The organism is Bacillus sp. CCB-MMP212 (genome assembly GCF_022748145.1).
In the GTDB taxonomy this organism is placed as follows: domain Bacteria; phylum Bacillota; class Bacilli; order Bacillales; family Bacillaceae_G; genus Bacillus_A; species Bacillus_A cereus.
The window spans coordinates 31783-51965 of record NZ_JALDQE010000005.1; the positions used below are offsets into that span (position 1 = coordinate 31783).

Genomic DNA, 20183 nt, shown 5'->3' on the forward strand with positions numbered 1-20183 from the left:
GAATATATCGTACATACATATATACAGTCAACATAAAAGGTAAAGAGGTGGGTATATGTTACTTGAGGAAGTAATGCAGCAACTAGAGGAATATGGAACAGAACAAAATCGTAAAACGTATAAAAACCACGGAGCGAAAGAGCCACTATTCGGAGTTAGTTTTGCAAATTTAAAATTGTTAAAAAAGAAAATAAAAAAAGATCACGATTTAGCAGTTGAATTGTGGGAAACGAAAAATATGGACGCAATGATATTAGCAACTTATATTTTAGACCCGAAGAATATAACAGCAGAACAGCTTAATAGTTGGGTTCAGGATGTTGATTATTACTGTTTAATGGATGTTTTTATGACATCTATATGTACTTCGCCAATTGCAAAAGAAAGAATGGAAGAGTGGACAAAGTCTAATGATGAATGGATTGGAAGAGCTGGCTGGTCTTTATTAGCAAATATATCGATTAAAAATAAAGCGTTACATGATGATTTCTTCTCTCCATACTTAGAAGAGATTAAAGAAAATATACATAATGAAAAAAATAGAAAAAAAGAAGCGATGAATAGTGCTTTAATCGCAATAGGAATTCGTAATGAAGACTTAGAGCGACAAGCGATTGAAATTGCACGTGAAATTGGAAAAGTAGAGGTTGATCACGGTGCAACATCATGTAAAACACCAGATGCAGAAAGCTATATAAAAAAAGCGAGAGAAAGAGCTCAAAAAAAGAAAGTGAAATAAGAAAAGAGGAACGGCTATGAAACCAATTGAAGCAGCACAAAGCATAATTACATCACAATTTCCGAATTGTGATGTAGCTTTACTCGGTGGAAGCGTTGCACGAGGAGAAGCGACGAAAACATCTGACCTTGATATTGTAATAGTTGACCAAAGTTTAACTTCTTGTTATAGAGAATCTTTCTATAGTAATGGATGGCCTGTTGAGGTGTTTGTTCATAATTTTACAACATATAAAACCTTTTTCAAAATGGATTGTGATCGAGGGAGACCGTCGTTACCACAATTAGTTTCAGAAGGGGTTGCATTAAAAGGGGAAAAGGAAATTGTTGAGAAATTAAAAAAAGAAGCGAATGATTTACTACATAAAGGACCAGCTAAATGGACCGAAGAAACGATTAAGCAGAAGCGATATTTTATTACGGATACTTTAGATGACTTTATTGGTGCAACAAAAAGAGAAGAAGAATTGTTTATCGCTAATTTATTAGCGGATTTAGTACATGAATATGTATTAAGAGTAAATGGTAGGTGGCTTGGGAGTTCAAAATGGTTTATTAGAGTGCTAAGAAGATATGATGAGCAATATGCAAACAAATTTGTAGCGGCTTTTGATCATTTTTATAAAACGGGAGAGAAAAATGAATTAATTCATTTTATAGAAATGACGTTAGAACAGTATGGTGGAAGAGTGTTCGAAGGATTTTCTATTGGTAAATAAAAAGGGGAGAGAAAAATGAATGTACCATATGTTCAATTAAGAGAATTGACACTAGATGATGTAGAAGATCGCTATCAATGGTCGTTAGATAGCGATGTAACAAAGCATTTAGTCGTACCAGACCAATATCCTCCGTTCACTCGTGGAGATACGAGAATCTGAATTGAAGCTTGTATAAGCCGAAAAAATGGTTATGAACAAAGGGCGATCGTTACTGAGAAAGGTATACATATTGGATGGGTAGACCTTAAAAATTTTGATAAAACAAATAAAAATGCAGAACTAGGAATTGCGATTGGAAATAAAGACTATTGGGGGAAAGGATTTGGAATGGCAGCTCTAAACAGCATGCTACAAATAGGTTTTTCCCAGTTTGAATTGGAGAAAATTTGGTTACGTGTAGATGAAGATAATACACAAGCTAAAAAGAGCTATGAAAATGCCGGATTTGTATGCGAAGGGTTAATGAGAAATGATCGATTGAGACAGGGAAAGTTCATTCATCGCTATCGTTACAGTATATTAAAAGAAGAGTATGAATCAAAAAATAATAACCTATAAAAATATTATGTCAATTAAAAAGGGGAAGATAAAATGATTCGATTACTTACAAAAGCGGATGCAAAACAATATTGGGAGTTACGTTTACAAGCACTACAAGTAAATCCAGAAGCATTTGTAACGACTTATGAAGAAGCAGTACGTCAAGAAAACCCTCTTGAACGCGTTGCTAGTAATCTTTCATCCAACAGTAGTTTTACATTTGGTGCTTTTAATAATGAAAATGGTTTAGTTTGGGTTGTTACTTTATTAACAGAAGAAAAGGACGCATATAAGCATAAAGGGCATATCGTTGCAATGTATGTAGATACTGAAAATCGAAGAAGTGGTCTTGCACGTGATTTAATACGTAAAGCAATTGAAAGGGCAAAAGAGATGAAGCTAGAGCAATTGAACTTAGGGGTTGTGTCAACGAACGAACCAGCCAAACGATTATATGAATCAATGGGATTTAAAACGTACGGAATTGAAAAAAGGGCTATAAAAATGAATGGTGTGTATAGTGATGATGAACATATGGTGTTGTTCTTTTAAGAGAGGAAGTTTTATATGAAAAAGGGGAAAATACGACTATAAGATGGGGAATTTGGCATATAGCAGATCATAATCGGTATCATCAAGCACATATAAGTCGATTGAGGAAATTATATAGAGAATATAAACTACATATTCTTTAATTTTTGAATGAACAAACGCCCCTAAATAATAATTAAAGGAGGCGTTTATTTTTATTTGTTTGCTTTTCTTCCCAAGCTATCATTAAATTTTTATGATAATCTTTTGGTTTTTCAATAGAAAACCAGTAAATTGAATGTGCAATAGTTGGTAGCCATCTTTTATGGCGGATTCGTATATTTTCATGGTGAGTATAATGGGTCGAGATTAAGGTAGATTTTGACCCTTGAAAATTTTGGTATGTAATATCCTTGATTTCATACCAATACACTTTATTCCCATGCAAATCTACTACAATTCCTTCATCATCCCAATAGGAACCTATATCGTTTGCACGTGTTTTCCATAAGGTTAGGGCATACTTTAGTAGCCATAAGGAGAAAAATATTGAAATAATTCCTAGTAAATCAAATTCTTCCATTAAAGATAAAACACTTATTAGAAGGAAAACAACTCCGAAAGAAAGTACAAATAAAATAGATTGTATAGAGGCTCTGTATATTTTCAGTGTTATCACATTCATAGAAGTAACTTATTTTTAAAATTATTTCTGTTTAATGTTTTTATATTAAGTATAATAAATGAATGAATGTATTATTATCTTTTTCATTGCAAGTGAATGGAAAGTGAAATGTAAGTTTGTATGTAGATTTTTCATCGCGTATACTAAAATATATGTTGTAGAGATTAAAAATTAAATACAAGGGGTTTTACAATGAAAGCAATTGTTATAGGGATACTGGCATCATTTTTCTTTGCCTTTACTTTTGTTTTAAACCGGGCAATGGACTTAGAAGGTGGAAGCTGGATTTGGAGTGCATCATTACGGTATTATTTTATGGTTCCAATGCTATTACTTATTGTTATGTATAGAGGGAACTTAAAGCAACTCTTTCAATATATGAAAAACAATCCGAAAGAATGGTTAGTATGGAGTATCGTTGGATTTGGTCTCTTTTATGCACCGCTTAGTTTTGCTGGAGCGTTCGGACCAGGTTGGCTCGTTGCATCAACATGGCAAATTACAATCGTTGCAGGGATTTTGTTAACACCATTTTTTGCGGTGGATCCACTACATAAAAAACTTCCGATGAAGGAATTAGTTATGTCGGGCATTATTTTATTCGGTGTTGTTCTCATGCAAGTAGAACATGCTTCTTCATTAGGTATTCGTGAAACCGTTTTATGTGTAGTTCCTGTACTTATTGCAGCATTTGCGTATCCTCTTGGAAATCGAAAAATGATGCAAGTTTGTAAAGGGGAATTAGATGTATTTCAGCGAGTACTCGGTATGACATTAGCAAGTTTACCATTTTGGTTTTTATTATCTGGTTACGAAGTATCAACTGGCGGATTACCGTCAAGTAACCAAGTTCTTCAATGTTTTATTGTAGCAGTTAGTTCTGGGTTAATCGCGACAATATTATTTTTCTTTGCAACAGATCTTGTGAAAGATGATCCACAAAAACTAGCAACAGTGGAAGCGACGCAGTCTGGTGAAGTTTTATTTGCGCTAGTAGGAGAGCTGATCTGGTTATCTGCACCAATTCCGTCATCATTATCTTGGATTGGTATGAGTCTCGTTATTATTGGAATGGTACTTCATAGTTATGTGGCTGTCGTTGTAAAAAAAGAAGAAAAAATAACGGCGTAATGAGATTAGCTCTTTTTATTAAGAGCTAGTCTTTTTTCATAGAAAGGGATGAAAATATGAATTTACAGCGTGTTGAACAAATTGAAAAAGATTCAATATTAAATGTGCTACAATATGCCGTCGGTCCAAATGAAATAAGCTTAAAGAAGGCAGTATTATTTTACCAAATGAATAAAGGGACTTTGTACAAATATGAAGAAAAAGCTTGTATAGGTATTGAAGTAATCGGAGCAACTAAAGCACGAGTATGCCATATAGCAGTGGATTCAGATTATCGTCAAAAAGGAATTGCACTGCAAATGATTAAAGAAGTGGTAAGGATATATCAATTGACTTATATAGAAGCAGAGACAGATGATGGGGCGGTAGAATTTTATAAAAGAATTGGTTTTCAAGTTAAAAGTTTAGGAGAAAAATATACGGGAATCGAAAGATTTCATTGTTATTTGGAAAAATAGTATAAAAATATGCATATGGAGTATAGCTTGAAAAAATAAGATTTACATTTTTCTTCATTTGAAAAAACTCTCGCTCATCATTATCTACGATTTTAATAGAGTTTTGAGGCTTCAGTACACCCATATACATATTTTTGTAGTAATGAATATGATTAAGTTAAAAATTAAGAAAAATATGATAATATATTTATATAAAAGTTTAAATTTACGTGGCTAGTGAGGGAACCAATATGAAAATGAATGAAATAGTAGCAAGCACACAATTTCCAAATACAATCGAAACAATAACAAAAGATTTAAAAGCATTAGGAATCGAAAAAGGAATGACAATTATCGTTCATTCATCACTAAGTTCTATCGGATGGATATCTGGTGGTGCGGTTGCTGTAGTAGAAGCATTAATGAAAGTTGTTACGGAAGAAGGAACGATAATAATGCCAACGCAATCTTCGGATTTGTCTGATCCGAAACATTGGTCAAGACCACCTGTACCGGAAGACTGGTGGCAAATTATCCGAGATAACGTCCCTGCATTTGATTCACGTATAACCCCAACAAGGGGAATGGGTGAAATAGTTGAATGTTTTCGTACATATCCGAATGTAGTACGTAGTAATCATCCGTTAGGAAGTTTTGCTGCATGGGGAAAACATGCAGTAGAAATAACAATGAACCATTCATTATCAATGAGCTTTGGAGAAGAATCTCCATTAAGAAAAATATACGATTTAGACGGGTACGTATTATTAATTGGTGTTGGATATGATTCAAATACGTCTGTTCATTTATCCGAGGTGCGTACTGGTGCATGTGAGTTAATACAAGTAGGAGCACCTATTATAGAAAACGGTGAAAGAGTGTGGAAAGAGTTTGTTGAAATGGATTACGAATCTGAGAAGTTTGTAGAAATTGGTGTGGAGTTTGAGCGAAAAGGAACTGTAAAAAACGGGAAGATAGGGAATGCAACGTGTCGTCTAATGAAACAGCGTGATATAGTTGACTTTGGAACAGAATGGTTTCGTAAGAAAAATTAGTAAGGGATGGTTACAATGAAGGGGAAAAAGGTATTAATTACGAGCGGTGGTTGTCTAGAAAAATGGGATCAAGTACGCGGGCATACGAATATGGCTAAAGGTACAATCGGAAGGATAATCGCAGAAGAACTTATAGCTAAAGGGGCACATGTTATATATTTGCACGGTTATTTTGCGGAGAAACCGAGCGATGTACATAGAGGGTTAGAATTACATCCATTTGAAGGAATTGTTGATTTACAAGATAAAATGAAAAGTATCGTCACACATGAAAAGGTTGATGCGGTTATTATGGCAGCGGCTGGATCAGATTGGATTGTGGAGAAAATTTGTGATCAAGATGGTAATGTTCTTAATATGGACGGAAAAATTTCAAGTGATATAGCACCGATTATTCACTTTCAAAAGGCTCCAAAAGTATTAAAACAAATAAAAGAATGGGACCCAGAAACAGTACTTGTTGGTTTTAAACTTGAAAGTGATTTAAATGAAGAAGAACTGTTTGCAAGAGCGAAAAATAGAATGAAAGAAGCAAGGGCGAATGTAATGATTGCAAATTCACCACATTCTTTATATTCGCGTGGAGCTGTACATTATGTAATTGGACAGGATGGTAAAGGGAAGTTGTGTAATGGAAAAGATGAAACGGCGAAAGAAATTGTCAAAAGCTTAGAAGTATTATGTAATCGTGTCACTGCTTTTTAAAATTAAGTTTTTAGATAAGAATGAATCCGCATAGTAATAAGTAAGCGAAACTTTAATTGGTGGGAATTTTACTTTTACACGAATGTGAAGCGTATATCAATCAAGAGCTATACACAGAATAATTGGTGAGGAGTGGATTCTATGGAACATTTATTAAAGCAAGCTATTAAACTTAGAAACGAAAAGAAATATGCGCAGTCTAAAGAGATGCTTATAGGATTAACAAACTTTACAAAGGATGCAGAAGTACTGTATCAGTGTGCGTGGATACATGATGTAATGGGGCTAGAAACAGAAGCAGTTCCGTATTATGAGCAGGCAATCGCAAATGGACTTGATGGCGAATCCCTTTGCGGTGCTTATATTGGTCTAGGAAGTACATATCGTTGTATAGGGGAATATGAAAAGGCAATTACAGTATTAGAAGCTGGGGTGAAAAAATTCCCAGAGAACGATCCGATGAAAGTATTTTTATCATTAGCAAAATATAACGTAAACGATCACGAGTCAGCGATGAAATTATTACTTGAAACTGTCGTGAAAGTAGAGGAAGTAAAAGAATTTGAACGTGCCATTTCATTTTATAAAGACCACTTAAATGAGGTTTTTAAATAAAGGAGTGAACGTATGAATGTTACACTATCGCGAAGGCGAAAAGGTATTTGGATTGGACTCGTCTCTTTAATTATGCTATCAAACTATTTATTGTATGCTCTTCCAATAGTACCAGCTGCGCCGAAAGAAGTTGTACTTGGGTCATTATTAGATTGCATGTTTGTCATTCCAATCATCACGTATTTCTTCATTATTCGAAAAAGGTACTCGTTAACGTATATAGTTCCTGTTGTAATAGCTGGTTATATTTTTGCAAGATTTATTATTCCAAGTGACTATTTACAAGATTTTTCATACGTTTCTTATATTATAATTGCAGGAGAAATTGCTTTTGTATGTTTAGAGTTATTCATTCTATATAAAATTGTTAGAAAGCTTCCTACCATAATAAAAAAATATAAAGAATATAAAAGTGAGTACTCTTCATTTTCTTATGCAATTGATGCTGCGTTTGACGCTACTATGAAAAGAAATAAATTAATAGATATCATTGTAACGGAGTGTAAGTTAATCTATTATGCATTTTTATCGTGGCGTGAAAAAGTACCAGAAGGTGAATACGTATACTCATATCACAAAAAGACTGGTGCAATAGGTGTATATATCATGATCATCCATGCGACCTTAATAGAAAGTATTGGTTTTCATTATTTGCTACACCAGTGGAATCCAGTAATAGCATGGATTTTACTTATTTTAAATGTATACGCGATGATTTATTTTATAGCTGAAATACAAGCGATGCGTAAAAATCCACTTAACGTAACAGAAGAACAAGTAATCATTCAAATTGGATTAGGAAAGAAAATTGTTATACCATTTACACAAATTGATAATATTGCGTTCTACAAGGGTGATGAATTGCTAACGGCAAAAGAAGGGAAACAGGTATTGGATGCAACTGTTATGGAGTTCATAAAAGAACCTGCTACTTTTGAAATAACATTAAAAGAGCCAGTGAAAGCACAGTTGTTATATGGATTTTCTAAAACAGTAAGTCGTGTGCACTTAAATGTTGATGAAGAACGAAAATTTTATGATGCGGTTAAGGAAAAGTTAAAACATGAGTAATAGTGCTGTTAGTTACATAAAAACAAATAAGCTTCCGTTAGAAGTGAAAAAATATGAAACATGGATAGTGAAAAACTCTTTCTAAATAAGAAGGAGTTTTTCTTGTGTACTTGTATAAATCATTATATAAAAAACTATATACTTCTTTATCGTTAGATAAGTGGATATAATTGAGGATAGAACTAGTATAAGGGGAAACAAAATAATGAATAAGTTACTTACATCGAAAAGTGAAATTATAGAAAGAAAAATCCGGTATAACTCAACAATAGTAGATCACAATTGTTTATTACTTGAAAAGCAATCACAAAGTATCGTTTTATTTCACGAGGTGCAGTATTCATTTACAATGACTGCAAAAGATACTAAGTTAACAATCCCAAAAGGAAGTTATACAATCGCATATTATTGGAAAGATCGTCCGTACAATTTATACGTATGGAGAGATATAAAAGGGAAGTATTTAGGTTCCTATTTTAATATCGTAAAAAATACACAAATAAAAGACGAAGTGGTTTCCTTCGAAGATTTAATCATCGATATTATGGTACTTCCTAATGGAGAATACTTCATATTAGATGAGGATGAATTACCAGAATCATTAGGGAATTTCGAAGGTGGTTATGTGAAGAAAGCTCTTTATGGACTGAAAGAAATCATTCAAAAAGAGCTTCCACAAATAGTTTTGGAGACAGCCAGGGTGCAGAAGAACTAAAATTTAATTACATAAATATTTTGAATGGAAATGAGTAGTCTCAAGTTATATGGTCTAACTTTTTTGATAAATCTAAGGTTAGTAGCATATTTCTTGAGATTACTTTTTTTGGTAGAAATTTTGTTGCTTAGTTATTAAATGGATTTAAAATTTATGAAATAATATTGACTGAATCAAGTTCAGTCTTTTATGATTGAATCAGATTCAGTCGTGGTGAAAACATTGTAGGAGATGACGTATGAAAAGAATATCAAAAGAACCAGATGTAAGACGCCAAGAGTTAATGGATATTGGTTTTGAACTATATATGAAAAATGGTATGAAAGGATTTGGCATAAAAGATGTTGTGAATCATGCAGGTGTAGCAACGGGCTTATTTTATTATTACTTCAAGTCTAAAGAGAATTTTGTTGATGAAGTTTTAAATGACTGTATTGTGAAAAATATGGAGTTAATTGAAGAAATACTTGTTTCAAATGAACGGTCTGTCATGCAAAAGATGAAAGATTCACTAGATATATTTTGGACATTTATTGAAAAGTTAGCACCCTATAAAAATGTGAGCTCGTTTCAGACGGAACAACATTTTCAACTGGAACAGAAATTATTCACACGTATGCAACCGTTAATTAGACAAGTAATTGAAGAGGGAGTAAACATAGGGGTTTTTTATACTGATAACTCATTATTAGCTTCTGGGTTTATTCTATACGGTCTTAGCAGTATTGCTCATTCAGAAGTAAAATTGAATCTAGATACAAAACATGAAATGGTTAATTTAGTATTAACTACACTACGATACAATCAAAAGGAAGGAGAAAGTTTATGAAAATTATTATCAATGGAAATAATATCTCACAAGAGCAACTTATAAAATGGAAAAGAGAACGGATAAAAAAAGTATTATATACATTAGGACATAAAGAGCTTGAAATAAATGATACAGACGTCATGATAAAACAGCTAACGGAAATAAAGTTGCGATATACATACAATGAAATGTACGAAAAGTTGAAATCAAAACTTAGATTAAGTGCAATAGGTATGCGTATCTGTACTCTTTTATCTGGTGATAGACGAAAAATTTCGAAAACTAGTATTTATTTAGACGGGATTACAGCAGAAGTAGCTATACATGGAATTGATAGTTTGATGCTTGAACAATCACGTGAAAATAACAAAGTGAATTTATCTGCTTGTCCTGATCACTATGTACTAAGACCCTTTGGGGAAAATGAATTAGAGGTTATCGAAACTACTGGTAATTCTCCGTTTCCAGTTCAATTTTTCATTGTTTTTGGTGACGAAACTGGATTGAAAACACCAAGAGATAAATCTTATCAATACCAATCAACAGGTGTTGCACGTATGAAAGATGGTACTACTATTGGTGGAGTTCGACATCAATTTAAAGATACTGATACAGGGATAGAAGTAAGTCTAGTTGTTGAGTTCCCAGCCCTTTGTCCTAATAGTCTAATTAAATCCCATCAAATGCATTTAGCGTGTGAGTTTTCTTATTGGTTACAGTGGATTAAAGATCAGAAAAAATAGTAAGTAAACGATATCGTTTAAATAAACAAAAGTAAAATGTTCAAACAAATCATATGTATGTTTTAATAAAACCTAGTTGACTTATCGGAAATATTTGTATAATATGTACTTAATTCCATAACGTATTGCTGATTGGAGAAACCAAAGGCATTTTATCAACAGATAAAATGCCTTTGGTTTTTTTATTGCACAAATACTGAATCTGTTCATTTATATGAATCATTTTAAGGAGGGGAAGAAATGACTGTTTCAATTGATGGGGTATCAAAATATTTTTTGAAACAAACTGGTACGGTTCAAGTGCTAGAGAATATTAATTTTCAATTAGAGAAAGGGGATTTTGTTACAGTAATTGGTCCGAGTGGGTGCGGAAAAAGTACATTACTAAAAATTGTTGCAGGTCTAGATAATGATTTTGAAGGTGAAGTTATTATTGACGGGGAGCCTATCTTAAAAACGAGCAAGAAACAAGGTTTTATTTTTCAAGAGCATAGGCTTTTTCCATGGTTAACAGTTGAAGAAAATATAGCGGCAGATTTGTCGTTAAAAGATAAATATGTGAAAGATAAGGTGAGAGAATGGGTTGAAATCGTTCGGTTAGATGGCTTTGAAAAATCGTATCCGAAAGAAATTTCAGGCGGGATGTCACAACGTGTTGCGATAGCGAGAGCGTTATTAAGAGATCCGAATGTATTATTACTTGATGAACCTTTTGGAGCGCTGGATGCTTTTACTCGAAGTCATTTACAAGAAGTATTGCTGAATATTTGGGAGCAGAAGAAAACAACAATGATATTCGTTACACATGATATAGATGAAGCGATATATCTTTCAAACCGAATTATCATTATGAGTGCAAAACCAGGGAAAATACATAAAGTGATTGAAAATAATTTGCCTTATCCGCGAAATAAAACTTCTCAATCGTTCCAACAACTTCGAACGAAAGTATTACAGCAGTTTGAATATGGAGGGTTGATTCAAACAAGTATATAGGAAAAGGGTGATTTTATATGTATAAAAAATTTAAAATTCTTTCTTTTGCTTTAGCTATATCAGTATTTTTATTAGGATGTGAAAAAAGTACAGTAAGTAGTAAGAAAGAAGATGTAACAATACAAATTGGTATACAGCAAGGATTAAGCCCACTATTACTAGCAAAGAAAAAGGGATGGTTTGAAGAGGAGTTTAAAAAAGAAGGAGTTAAAGTGAAATGGACAGAGTTCCAAAGTGGACCTCCTTATTTTGAAGCAATCGCATCAAACCGGTTAGACTTTGGTGAAGTAGGGAATTCTCCAGTCATTTCAGCGCAAGCAGCAGGTATTGGATTTACCGAAATCGCCAATACAAGTTATGCGAGAAAAGGAACTGGAATTCTCGTTCAAAAAGATAGCAAGATTGCGAGTGTAAAAGATTTAAAAGGTAAAAAAATTGCAGTAGCAAAAGGAAGTAGTGCCTTTAATTTATTATATCGAGCGCTTGATAAAGAAGGTATTGATGTAAAAGATGTAAATGTCATTCAATTACAACCAGATGAAGCGCAGCCTGCATTCGAATCAGGATCAGTAGATGCATGGGCGATTTGGGACCCTTTCATATCATTACATACGTTAAATAAAGGTGCGAAGGTGATTGCAGACGGTGAAACATTAAATGTCTCTTCACCAGAATTTTTAATTACGAGGACAAAATTTGCGAAAGAACATCCAGAATTAGTTGAGAAATTCCTCAAAGTTTATGAGAAAGCACGTGTATGGCAAGAGGCTAACTTAGATGAAGCAATAAAAGTGTACACTTCTGTAAAAAAGATAGATGCAGAGATTGTAAAAGAAGTGTTTAATCACGACAAACCAATTTTAGTTCCGGTAACGAAGGAAATAATAGCAGAACAACAAAAGACAGCGGATTTTCAATATAAGATCGGTTCTATAAAGAAAGAAATTAAGACGGGAAAAGTTGTAGATAATTCTTTCGTAGAAAAAGCATTGAAAGCGAAGTGAAAAGAGGTTTTGTAAAGTGGAAAATACGAAAGCTGTTATGAAACCAGCGAGTATAACGATTAAGAAAAATGGCATAAAGAAGGTACGAAAGTTAAATGTAAAAGTTTTAGTAAGGGCGATTACTATACCGGTTATTATATTAATAATTTGGCAGTTGGCTGGCGTATTCGTTCTTGTTTCTAAAACAGTTTTACCAACACCATTAGATATTTTTCTAGCTTTCCAAGAGCTTATTAAAACAGGAGAGTTATTCGGCCATTTAAGTATTAGTGTATTCAGGGCTGCGGCTGGTTTCTTTATTGGTGGGGGCTTAGGAATCATTTTAGGAACAATTGTTGGATTTTCAACGAGAAGTGAGCAATATTTAGACCCATCTGTGCAAATGTTAAGAACTGTACCTCATTTAGCTGTTGCGCCGCTTTTCGTATTATGGTTCGGTTTTGGTGAAACATCGAAAGTGTTATTAATTGCAGATGGTGCATTTTTTCCTTTATACGTAAACGCATTTTTAGGTATTAGAGGTGTGGATTCAAAGTTATTTGATGTTGCGAGAGTGTTAGAGTTCAGCAAAAGAAAACTAATTACGAAACTAATTTTACCATCTGCATTGCCTAACCTTTTACTAGGAGCAAGGTTATCGTTAGGTGTTGCATGGGTGAGTTTAGTAGTAGCAGAACTTATGGGATCTACAGAAGGTATTGGTTATATGATTATGGATGCAAGGCAATTTTCAAATACAGATATCGTATTTGTCGGCATAATTATCTTTGCATTTGTTGGGAAGTTTTCTGACTCTCTAGTACGTTTACTAGAAGTGAAGTTTTTAAGATGGCGAGATAATTTTAAAGGTGAGACTGGGAATTAACATATAAATTATTAGGGGTAATTTATATAGAATTTGTTAGTATACGTTTCAAAATAAATAAGGGGTGTGTAAAGGTATGGAATTATTATGGTTTATTCCGGCTTATGGAGATGGTCGATATTTAGGAACGACAAAACGAGGAAGAGCAGCTGAATATGGTTATTATAAGCAAGTTGCTGCGGCAGCTGATTATTTAGGATATACGGGTGTTTTACTTCCAACTGGTCAAGGATGTGAAGACCCTTGGGTGTTAGCTTCAGCTCTTGCTGCTGAAACGGAAAAACTAAAATTTTTAGTAGCATTGAGACCAGGACTAATGTCACCTACAGTTGCAGCGAGGATGGCATCTACATTTGATAGAATTTCAGATGGGAGACTACTTATTAATGTAGTAGCTGGAGGAGATCCAGTTGAACTACAAGGAGATGGATTATATCTTGAGCATGATGAAAGATATGAAGCAGCGGATGAATTTTTAAAGGTTTGGAAATCGACATTGCAAGGTGAAACGATCTCTTTAGAAGGAAAACATATTCAAGTTACAGATAGTAAAGTTGTATTCCCGCCAGTTCAAACACCATATCCTCCTATATATTTCGGAGGATCATCAGCTGCTGGAAAAGAAGTAGCAGCTGAACATAGTGATGTATATTTAACGTGGGGAGAGCCACCAGAGCAAGTGAAAGAGAAAATAGAAGAAGTAAGAAAACTTGCAGAAGAGAAGGGGCGTATAGTACGATTTGGCATTAGATTACACGTAATTGTAAGAGAAACAGAAGAAGAAGCGTGGGAAGAGGCAGAACGTTTAATTCAATATGTGGATAATGAAACAATTGAGCTTGCTCAAAAGACATTTGCAAGATATGATTCGGTTGGTCAAAAGAGGATGACACATTTAAATAAAGGTACGAGAGAGTCGTTAGAGATAAGCCCTAATTTATGGGCTGGAATCGGACTTGTAAGAGGTGGGGCAGGTACTGCACTTGTAGGCAATCCACATACAGTAGCAGAAAGGATAAAAGAATATGAATCGTTAGGAATTGATACGTTTGTTTTATCAGGATATCCGCATTTAGAAGAAGCGTATGAGGTCGCAGAATTGTTATTCCCATTATTGAAAGACGAGAAGAAAGAAGAAAATAAAATTGTTGGTGAAATGGTTGCTGATGCATATGCATTAAAAAAATAGTGAGAAATAAAGTTTCACATATTTATTGCTTTATTTTGTTCACTGCCTGTTAATACGGGATAAAAAACCCGCAAGTTATTCGCTTGCGGGTTTTCATCGTAAATTATTAGAAAATATGGTAAAATTAAAGGGTAACTTAAGGTGCGGTTGGTTGTTCAATTATCACTTCTCCGAGTAGGAGGGGGGTGATAATACGTGAGTGAAATAGCGTTGCTACTGCAAGGTGGACTGTTTCTCGTTGCATTGTTAACGTTCGTCGTCGTTTTAATAGACAAGCTCAAAAAATAACAACCCACCTATGCTTATAGAATGTGGGTTGTTTTGTTTGTAAGAAACAAATAGGATAAATGAACAATCCAATCTGCTAAGTTACGTGGACTAGTGTGTAGCCGCACACTAGTCTTTTTTATTTATATACAATTTATAATTGGTTTATGTGATTGTATTGTTCTTTTCATACTCATTATAACACAGTGTCTTTTCATCAAGAAAGGAGACCGTATGTTCTGGTTCCTGTTATATAGTAGGTGCTTTTTCTTTAAACAGCCCATCCATATACTGTTTTAAACTTTGGACATAAAATTTCTGCGTATTCACATTATTTACACCGACAATCGGCGATGGAAGGTCAAATCTTTTTTCTGATAAATGAACGACAACATCAAAGATGTCAAACAAACGAATGAAGCAAAACAGGCCGTCTTTATCGCTAAGTAAAATAAAGTAATGATTTTCACTACTTGTATTTAGCGTATTCCATAAAGAACTTTTGCTTAAATCACGTACAATGCTTTTTTCTTTTAGTTCCACGAAATCTGCATTTGAGAGAATGGTAGAAATATCAATTGCATCTTGATCTTCAAAGTAGCCATCAACTGCTTGTACAGCGAATGTATAAGCCATTTTTAATACACTCATTTTATATTTACGGTTATCTAATAGTAATTCACGTTGAATAGAACTCGCTACTTTCGTTACACGTTCCTCTTTCCAAATTTCATTATGTAAGGAAATATCGTGCTTTTTACATAGTTTCATAATTAATGCATTAGAATAAAGAATCTCGTCGCTTACTTCGACAACATCAGTCTCAGCAGCCGCAAGTTCCTCACCGTGCTCATTCGTATAGAGTGGGGAATCAATTTGTCTTTTCATTTGTTCAATCTTAAATTGACTCAATTTATGCCTAATTAAAGGACGATCAATATTTGTTGTCATTTGTTCATGACAAGTATCACAAATTGAGTTTGTGAAATAATATCCACATAATATTTCTGGAATGACATATTGTTCACTAAGTTCTTTCGTATCTTTTCTGCAAATGATGCATTGTGTCATTTTTATCACCTTTACCTGCAAATTTGTATGTAATCTCATTGTAGTGTATTTATCGGTATTTTGGAATATTGTAAAGGAAAATATTATGTGAAATTCATGCTTATTTTGGTACAATGAATAGAAGTGCTAGTTTAAAGGAGGCCGTTTTTTTGAAATCAAAAGTGCACTTTTGGACATTAGAAGTGCTAATGGTTGTAGGAATCATATTTATTTGCACAAAAATATCATTTTTATTTCAACCGATTGGTATCTTCATATCAACATTGTTTTTCCCAATCTTAATCGCGCTTTTTTTATACTTCATATTTAATCCTGTATTAATCTTTTTGGAGAATAAAAAAGTACCTAGAAATTTAGCGATATTACTGTTATATCTTTTTATCATAACATTAACTGCGGTTGGCGTTGGAGTAGTTGTTCCTACGATTTCACAACAGCTAATGGACTTAGTAAAAAATATGCCAAGCTACATAAAAGAGGGGAAAGTATACATACAAGAATTATCACATCATAGGTTGTTTGAATGGTTATCTACACAAAACTATGTTTCCATTGAAACAATTGAAAAAAATGCGATTGAATACTTAAAAGATATACCAAATACAATTACGTCGAGTGCAACGGCTTTATTTGGTATTATCACGAACGTTGCATTAGTTGTATTTACTGTACCGTTCATTTTATTTTACATGTTTAAAGATGGACATGCCTTTCCGGGAAAAGCGGTAAGTTTATTACCTGAGTCTTACCGTGAAGAGGGGCTTCGTATCATTAAGGAAACGAACGAAACATTATCTGCATATATTCAAGGGCAAGCACTCGTTTGTATATTTGTAGGTGCGTTTACTTTTATCGGTTATTTAATTATCGATTTACCGTACGCTTTCGTTTTAGGAATTATTGCAGCATTTACAAACATCATTCCTAACTTAGGGCCATTTATTGGGGCAGCACCAGCTGTTATTGTAGGACTGTTCGTATCTCCGATGCAAGCCTTATACGTAATTATTATCGTAACAATTGTACAACAGTTTGAAAGTAATATTATTTCACCGCGTATTATGAGCTCGAAATTAAACATTCACCCATTAACAATTATTATCCTAATTTTAGGGGTAGGTAACTTTGCTGGAATCATCGGAATGATTTTAGCAGTACCAGTTTATGCAGTAACAAAAACTGTTGTTTCGAACTTAGTGAGATTGTTTAAGACAAAGAGAAGTAATCGGAAATAGTGAAACCTGAGAAAGATACACCGCTTTTTAAGTGGTGTATCTTTTGTTTATAAATAAATAATTAAAAGCGGGTTGATTTGATTTTATTATATATTTTTTATACATCAAATTCAGTGATAAACTTGTGTGATATAAGCTCTATAAAACTATGTGGAATCCCTCTGAACTATCCAAATCATTTCCTTACAGCGTGCTATCAACATCATAATCGACTCCTTTCAATTCTATATAGTTAAACGATTAAAGGTGAGTGTAGTATTTGCTTCTACGATCTCGAATTTCATCAATAACTTGTTTATATTGTCTTTCTTGTTTTAATTCATTTTGAGATATTGTTTCTTTTTGAATTGTAATCGTTAAAAAGAAAAGGTGAAACTTCATATGTGAATTCCTCCTTTCGAATTGGAATTACAGATGACTACAGTAATGACTTTGTCTTTCTTTTACATGATCTATAGCCTGATTAATTTGTCGTTCATGAAACATTTCAGACTCAGAAAACGTATTTTTTTGAATGGTAATGGTTAAAAAGAATACTTTAAATTTCATTAGATAATTGCCCCTTTATAAGTGATTTAGAAAAAACGAGTGTAATAAGAAATTACAGATGACTACAGTAATGACTTTGTCTTTCTTTTACATGATCCATAGCCTGATTAATTTGTCGCTCATGAAACATTTCAGACTTGGAAAATGTATTTTTTTGAATGGTAATGGTTAAAAAGAATACTTTAAATTTCATTGGATAATGACCCCTTTATAAGTGATTTAGAAAAGACGAGTGTAATAAGAAGATTGGCGCTCTTTTACTTCGTCCATAATGTTTTGAATGTGTTGCTCACGTAAAATCTCTTTCTGTGAAAGTTTACGTTTTTGAATAGTGATAGTTAAAAAGAATGCTTTAAATTTCATTAGATTTATGACCCCTTTATAAGTGATTTAGAAAAGACGAGTGTAATAAGAAGATTGGCGCTCTTTTACTTCGTCCATAATGCTTTGGATGTGTTGCTCACGTAAAATCTCTTTCTGTGAAAGCTTACGTTTTTGAATGGTGATTGTTAAAAAGAATGCTTTAAATTTCATGAATATATGACCCCTTTAAAATATATTTTTAATACATTTGAGTGTAGTATGAACTTTTAATGTCAGTTATTTTATCAGTCAGTTGTTTTAACTGTTGTTTACGATTGATTTCAGTTTCAGATAAAGTATTTTTTTGAAGCACAGTCGTAAAAAAGAAAATATGAAAAGTCATAAATGAATTCCTCCTTTCGAAAAGGAATTACAGGTGATCACAGTAAAGTGCTTGGCGCTCCTTAACATCATTCATAGCTTTTTCAATTTGCTCATTATGAAGAATTTCATCTTTAGAAATTGTATTTCTTTGAATCGTAATACTTAAAAACAATACGCTAATAGTCATTGAATGTTGCTCCTTTCTTAGAAAAATAATGTAAGAGACTAAAAAATCGCGCAAAAAAACCACAGGAAGATACAGTTCTCCTATGGCTGGGCGTGAAAAAGCCACAGGAAAGTATACGACCTCCTGTGGCGAATTTATGAATTAAATGAAATAAAGTACGATTTTCAATTCTCCATTAGGGTGGTCGAATTCATATTTAATTGTCCAGAAAACACAGGTGCAGTTAACGCTAAAGTTAATGCATGTAATTGTAATTTCATCATTTCCTTCGACCTCCTTTTAGAATTTTTTTCTTACGTTAGTAAGTATATACAATTAATGGATAATTGTAAACATAAAAAATGAAAATTTTTAATTTTGATTAAAATGCGTATATTTAAAAAGGGATTTGAAAGTAAATATTGTAATTAACGAAATATCGATAAAAATGGGGGATGCTAAATGAAATATATGCATCATAACATGATCGTTATGCTAACAATTTTTTTATTCATTGCGGCTTGTTCTAACGGAGAAAGAATAAAAGATATATATGATGTTAGGTCAGATGATTTTAAGAAATATACTGGGACATACGTTGGTAATAATTCAGATGTGGTTGCAATTGTTAATCATTTACCCGGTGGTGGAACAGTTCAAAGTATAAGTTTAGAAAATGAAAATATAAAAGTGAACTATGGCACAAAAGAAAGTGGGGCTCTTACAGAAGAAATGATTGAGACGTATTGGTTTGATGAGAAGGATACGATGAAGAAGAATTTTTTCTTTAATGCTATATATTTAGTGATTTTAGTGCCAAATGCAAAAAGTTATGAGTTTCAGGTAGAGAATAAAAACTTTAAGATAACGAGGGAAGAAATGTTATCAATTTTGCATAGGGAATTCGATGATTTTCCAAAAGAAAAAGATATATGGGATAAAAATAAAGTTATAAAGTTCTTTAACGGCAATGAAGAAAAAATTAAAATGCTTGTGGAAGATAAAGATTTTCGGAAATCTTTATTTGCTAAATATCCAGTGAGCCAGTTGAAATAATGGAGGGGAGAAGATGGAGTTAGTATACAAAATTTCTTATCATAGAATGCAGGATCATTATTTACCTAAATTAGTACAGGCAATTAGGCTCGTTAGTGAAGAAGATTTGTGGAAAAAAGAGACCTCTGTTAATTCAATTGGTGGAATCGTACTACATATTTGTGAACATTTACAGAGAAATACAAGGCGTTATAAGGATCCAAATATAGTTTTTGAAAATGGAATTGAAGAATATTTTCCAGTGAAACAAATAAGCTCTGAAGCTTTGTTAAAAACTGTTGAAGAAATATTTGATGAGTGGGGCAAAGCATATATACAGGTCTGGGAAGAAAAAAGGTATATTGATCTTCAAAGTCTATTACATTTGGTTGAGCATACAAGCTATCATTTAGGGCAAGTAGTAGATCGTACAAAATGTATTGAGGGACAACAGTTTAATTTTTGTCAAAATGGTATAAATGAAAAGAATTTGAGAACAAGAGTTGAAACTTCGAATTTTTAGAAAGAGAGACATTCTTAATTGAATGACTCTCTTTTTTTGTAAAAGAAATTTATGGAAAAAAATAATTCTATGTGATATGGTTAATTACATAAGTAAT

General features: G+C 33.1%; 29 protein-coding genes and 2 pseudogenes. 22 read left to right on the forward strand and 9 right to left on the reverse strand.

Going from position 1 to position 20183, the window contains the following annotated elements; genetic code table 11:
• Positions 1-55 precede the first annotated feature (55 nt).
• The 5 genes and pseudogenes from MRP26_RS14780 to MRP26_RS14800 all read left to right on the forward strand — a co-directional run.
• A complete protein-coding gene (locus MRP26_RS14780; protein WP_200458242.1) occupies positions 56-739 on the forward strand; it encodes a DNA alkylation repair protein in 684 nt (227 codons plus the stop codon).
• Positions 740-755: 16 nt separating this feature from the next.
• On the forward strand, positions 756-1457 hold the full coding sequence (locus MRP26_RS14785; RefSeq protein ID WP_000802433.1) for a nucleotidyltransferase domain-containing protein: 702 nt from the start codon (positions 756-758) through the stop codon (positions 1455-1457).
• 15 nt (positions 1458-1472) lie between these two features.
• A pseudogene (locus MRP26_RS14790) lies at positions 1473-2018 on the forward strand (GNAT family N-acetyltransferase).
• Between the two features lie 33 nt (positions 2019-2051).
• Complete coding sequence (locus MRP26_RS14795; RefSeq protein ID WP_242806240.1) at positions 2052-2552, forward strand: GNAT family N-acetyltransferase; 501 nt, start codon at positions 2052-2054, stop codon at positions 2550-2552.
• Positions 2549-2695 (forward strand): annotated as a pseudogene (locus MRP26_RS14800) (DinB family protein); the annotation flags it as partial. The gene MRP26_RS14795 and the pseudogene MRP26_RS14800, both read left to right, overlap by 4 nt.
• 32 nt (positions 2696-2727) lie before the next feature.
• Here the strand turns inward: MRP26_RS14800 and MRP26_RS14805 are convergent.
• Entirely contained in the window at positions 2728-3114 is a 387-nt protein-coding gene (locus tag MRP26_RS14805) for a hypothetical protein (RefSeq protein ID WP_000390805.1), read from the reverse strand.
• A gap of 294 nt (positions 3115-3408) precedes the next feature.
• On the opposite strand from MRP26_RS14805, the gene MRP26_RS14810 reads away from it, so the two are divergent.
• The 14 genes from MRP26_RS14810 (at position 3409) to MRP26_RS14875 (ending at position 14841) form a co-directional block, all read left to right on the forward strand.
• Positions 3409-4347, forward strand: coding sequence for a DMT family transporter (locus tag MRP26_RS14810; RefSeq protein WP_242806241.1), 939 nt, complete (start codon positions 3409-3411; stop codon positions 4345-4347).
• 56 nt (positions 4348-4403) lie between these two features.
• Complete coding sequence (locus tag MRP26_RS14815; RefSeq protein WP_088024654.1) at positions 4404-4805, forward strand: GNAT family N-acetyltransferase; 402 nt, start codon at positions 4404-4406, stop codon at positions 4803-4805.
• Positions 4806-5035: 230 nt separating this feature from the next.
• The gene (locus MRP26_RS14820; RefSeq protein WP_000783341.1) at positions 5036-5839 is read left to right on the forward strand and encodes an AAC(3) family N-acetyltransferase; all 804 of its coding nucleotides are present in this window, start codon (positions 5036-5038) and stop codon (positions 5837-5839) included.
• 15 nt (positions 5840-5854) lie between these two features.
• Positions 5855-6544 (forward strand): phosphopantothenoylcysteine decarboxylase domain-containing protein, encoded by a 690-nt coding sequence (locus tag MRP26_RS14825; protein WP_098127898.1) that lies wholly within the window; start codon positions 5855-5857, stop codon positions 6542-6544.
• Between the two features lie 141 nt (positions 6545-6685).
• Positions 6686-7159, forward strand: a complete 474-nt coding sequence (locus tag MRP26_RS14830; RefSeq protein WP_000400637.1) for a tetratricopeptide repeat protein — start codon at positions 6686-6688, stop codon at positions 7157-7159.
• Positions 7160-7171: 12 nt separating this feature from the next.
• Entirely contained in the window at positions 7172-8230 is a 1059-nt protein-coding gene (locus MRP26_RS14835; protein WP_069355799.1) for a hypothetical protein, read from the forward strand.
• Positions 8231-8435: 205 nt separating this feature from the next.
• A complete protein-coding gene (locus MRP26_RS14840) occupies positions 8436-8945 on the forward strand; it encodes a ribonuclease FAU-1 family protein (protein ID WP_001037889.1) in 510 nt (169 codons plus the stop codon).
• A 238-nt stretch (positions 8946-9183) separates the two neighbouring features.
• Positions 9184-9774: a TetR/AcrR family transcriptional regulator gene (locus MRP26_RS14845; RefSeq protein ID WP_000822622.1), complete on the forward strand. Its 591-nt coding sequence runs from the start codon at positions 9184-9186 to the stop codon at positions 9772-9774.
• Positions 9771-10499 (forward strand): hypothetical protein, encoded by a 729-nt coding sequence (locus MRP26_RS14850; RefSeq protein ID WP_078401536.1) that lies wholly within the window; start codon positions 9771-9773, stop codon positions 10497-10499. Before MRP26_RS14845 ends, MRP26_RS14850 begins: the two co-directional genes overlap by 4 nt.
• Positions 10500-10739: 240 nt before the next feature.
• A complete protein-coding gene (locus MRP26_RS14855; protein ID WP_000218578.1) occupies positions 10740-11495 on the forward strand; it encodes an ABC transporter ATP-binding protein in 756 nt (251 codons plus the stop codon).
• A 17-nt stretch (positions 11496-11512) separates the two neighbouring features.
• Complete coding sequence (locus MRP26_RS14860) at positions 11513-12499, forward strand: aliphatic sulfonate ABC transporter substrate-binding protein (protein WP_242806243.1); 987 nt, start codon at positions 11513-11515, stop codon at positions 12497-12499.
• A gap of 16 nt (positions 12500-12515) precedes the next feature.
• Positions 12516-13364 (forward strand): ABC transporter permease, encoded by an 849-nt coding sequence (locus MRP26_RS14865; RefSeq protein ID WP_075719658.1) that lies wholly within the window; start codon positions 12516-12518, stop codon positions 13362-13364.
• Positions 13365-13440: 76 nt separating this feature from the next.
• The gene (gene ssuD / locus MRP26_RS14870) at positions 13441-14553 is read left to right on the forward strand and encodes an FMNH2-dependent alkanesulfonate monooxygenase (RefSeq protein ID WP_242806244.1); all 1113 of its coding nucleotides are present in this window, start codon (positions 13441-13443) and stop codon (positions 14551-14553) included.
• Between the two features lie 195 nt (positions 14554-14748).
• Positions 14749-14841 (forward strand): putative holin-like toxin, encoded by a 93-nt coding sequence (locus tag MRP26_RS14875; RefSeq protein ID WP_001289320.1) that lies wholly within the window; start codon positions 14749-14751, stop codon positions 14839-14841.
• 228 nt (positions 14842-15069) lie between these two features.
• Here MRP26_RS14875 and MRP26_RS14880 read toward each other — a convergent pair whose 3' ends face one another.
• Complete coding sequence (locus tag MRP26_RS14880; protein ID WP_000189714.1) at positions 15070-15891, reverse strand: HNH endonuclease; 822 nt, start codon at positions 15889-15891, stop codon at positions 15070-15072.
• 149 nt (positions 15892-16040) lie between these two features.
• On the opposite strand from MRP26_RS14880, the gene MRP26_RS14885 reads away from it, so the two are divergent.
• On the forward strand, positions 16041-17126 hold the full coding sequence (locus MRP26_RS14885; RefSeq protein ID WP_000837894.1) for an AI-2E family transporter: 1086 nt from the start codon (positions 16041-16043) through the stop codon (positions 17124-17126).
• 240 nt (positions 17127-17366) lie between these two features.
• Here MRP26_RS14885 and MRP26_RS14890 read toward each other — a convergent pair whose 3' ends face one another.
• Genes MRP26_RS14890 through MRP26_RS14920 form a run of 7 tightly spaced genes read right to left on the reverse strand, consistent with a single transcriptional unit; the run spans position 17367 to position 18549 of the window.
• The gene (locus tag MRP26_RS14890) at positions 17367-17507 is read right to left on the reverse strand and encodes a YrzI family small protein (RefSeq protein ID WP_000668497.1); all 141 of its coding nucleotides are present in this window, start codon (positions 17505-17507) and stop codon (positions 17367-17369) included.
• A 27-nt stretch (positions 17508-17534) separates the two neighbouring features.
• Positions 17535-17675: a YrzI family small protein gene (locus MRP26_RS14895; RefSeq protein ID WP_090977759.1), complete on the reverse strand. Its 141-nt coding sequence runs from the start codon at positions 17673-17675 to the stop codon at positions 17535-17537.
• A 52-nt stretch (positions 17676-17727) separates the two neighbouring features.
• On the reverse strand, positions 17728-17868 hold the full coding sequence (locus MRP26_RS14900; RefSeq protein WP_000669810.1) for a YrzI family small protein: 141 nt from the start codon (positions 17866-17868) through the stop codon (positions 17728-17730).
• Between the two features lie 26 nt (positions 17869-17894).
• Positions 17895-18038, reverse strand: coding sequence for a YrzI family small protein (locus MRP26_RS14905; RefSeq protein WP_000668963.1), 144 nt, complete (start codon positions 18036-18038; stop codon positions 17895-17897).
• Positions 18039-18065: 27 nt separating this feature from the next.
• A complete protein-coding gene (locus MRP26_RS14910) occupies positions 18066-18209 on the reverse strand; it encodes a YrzI family small protein (protein ID WP_000668965.1) in 144 nt (47 codons plus the stop codon).
• Positions 18210-18237: 28 nt separating this feature from the next.
• Positions 18238-18381: a YrzI family small protein gene (locus MRP26_RS14915; protein WP_000142729.1), complete on the reverse strand. Its 144-nt coding sequence runs from the start codon at positions 18379-18381 to the stop codon at positions 18238-18240.
• 27 nt (positions 18382-18408) lie between these two features.
• Positions 18409-18549: a YrzI family small protein gene (locus MRP26_RS14920; RefSeq protein WP_000156193.1), complete on the reverse strand. Its 141-nt coding sequence runs from the start codon at positions 18547-18549 to the stop codon at positions 18409-18411.
• 441 nt (positions 18550-18990) lie between these two features.
• Here MRP26_RS14920 and MRP26_RS14925 point away from each other — a divergent pair, with 441 nt between their 5' ends.
• On the forward strand, positions 18991-19584 hold the full coding sequence (locus MRP26_RS14925; RefSeq protein ID WP_197242598.1) for a DUF4825 domain-containing protein: 594 nt from the start codon (positions 18991-18993) through the stop codon (positions 19582-19584).
• A 13-nt stretch (positions 19585-19597) separates the two neighbouring features.
• Positions 19598-20086, forward strand: a complete 489-nt coding sequence (locus MRP26_RS14930) for a DinB family protein (protein WP_197242597.1) — start codon at positions 19598-19600, stop codon at positions 20084-20086.
• The last annotated feature ends 97 nt before the right edge of the window (positions 20087-20183 follow it).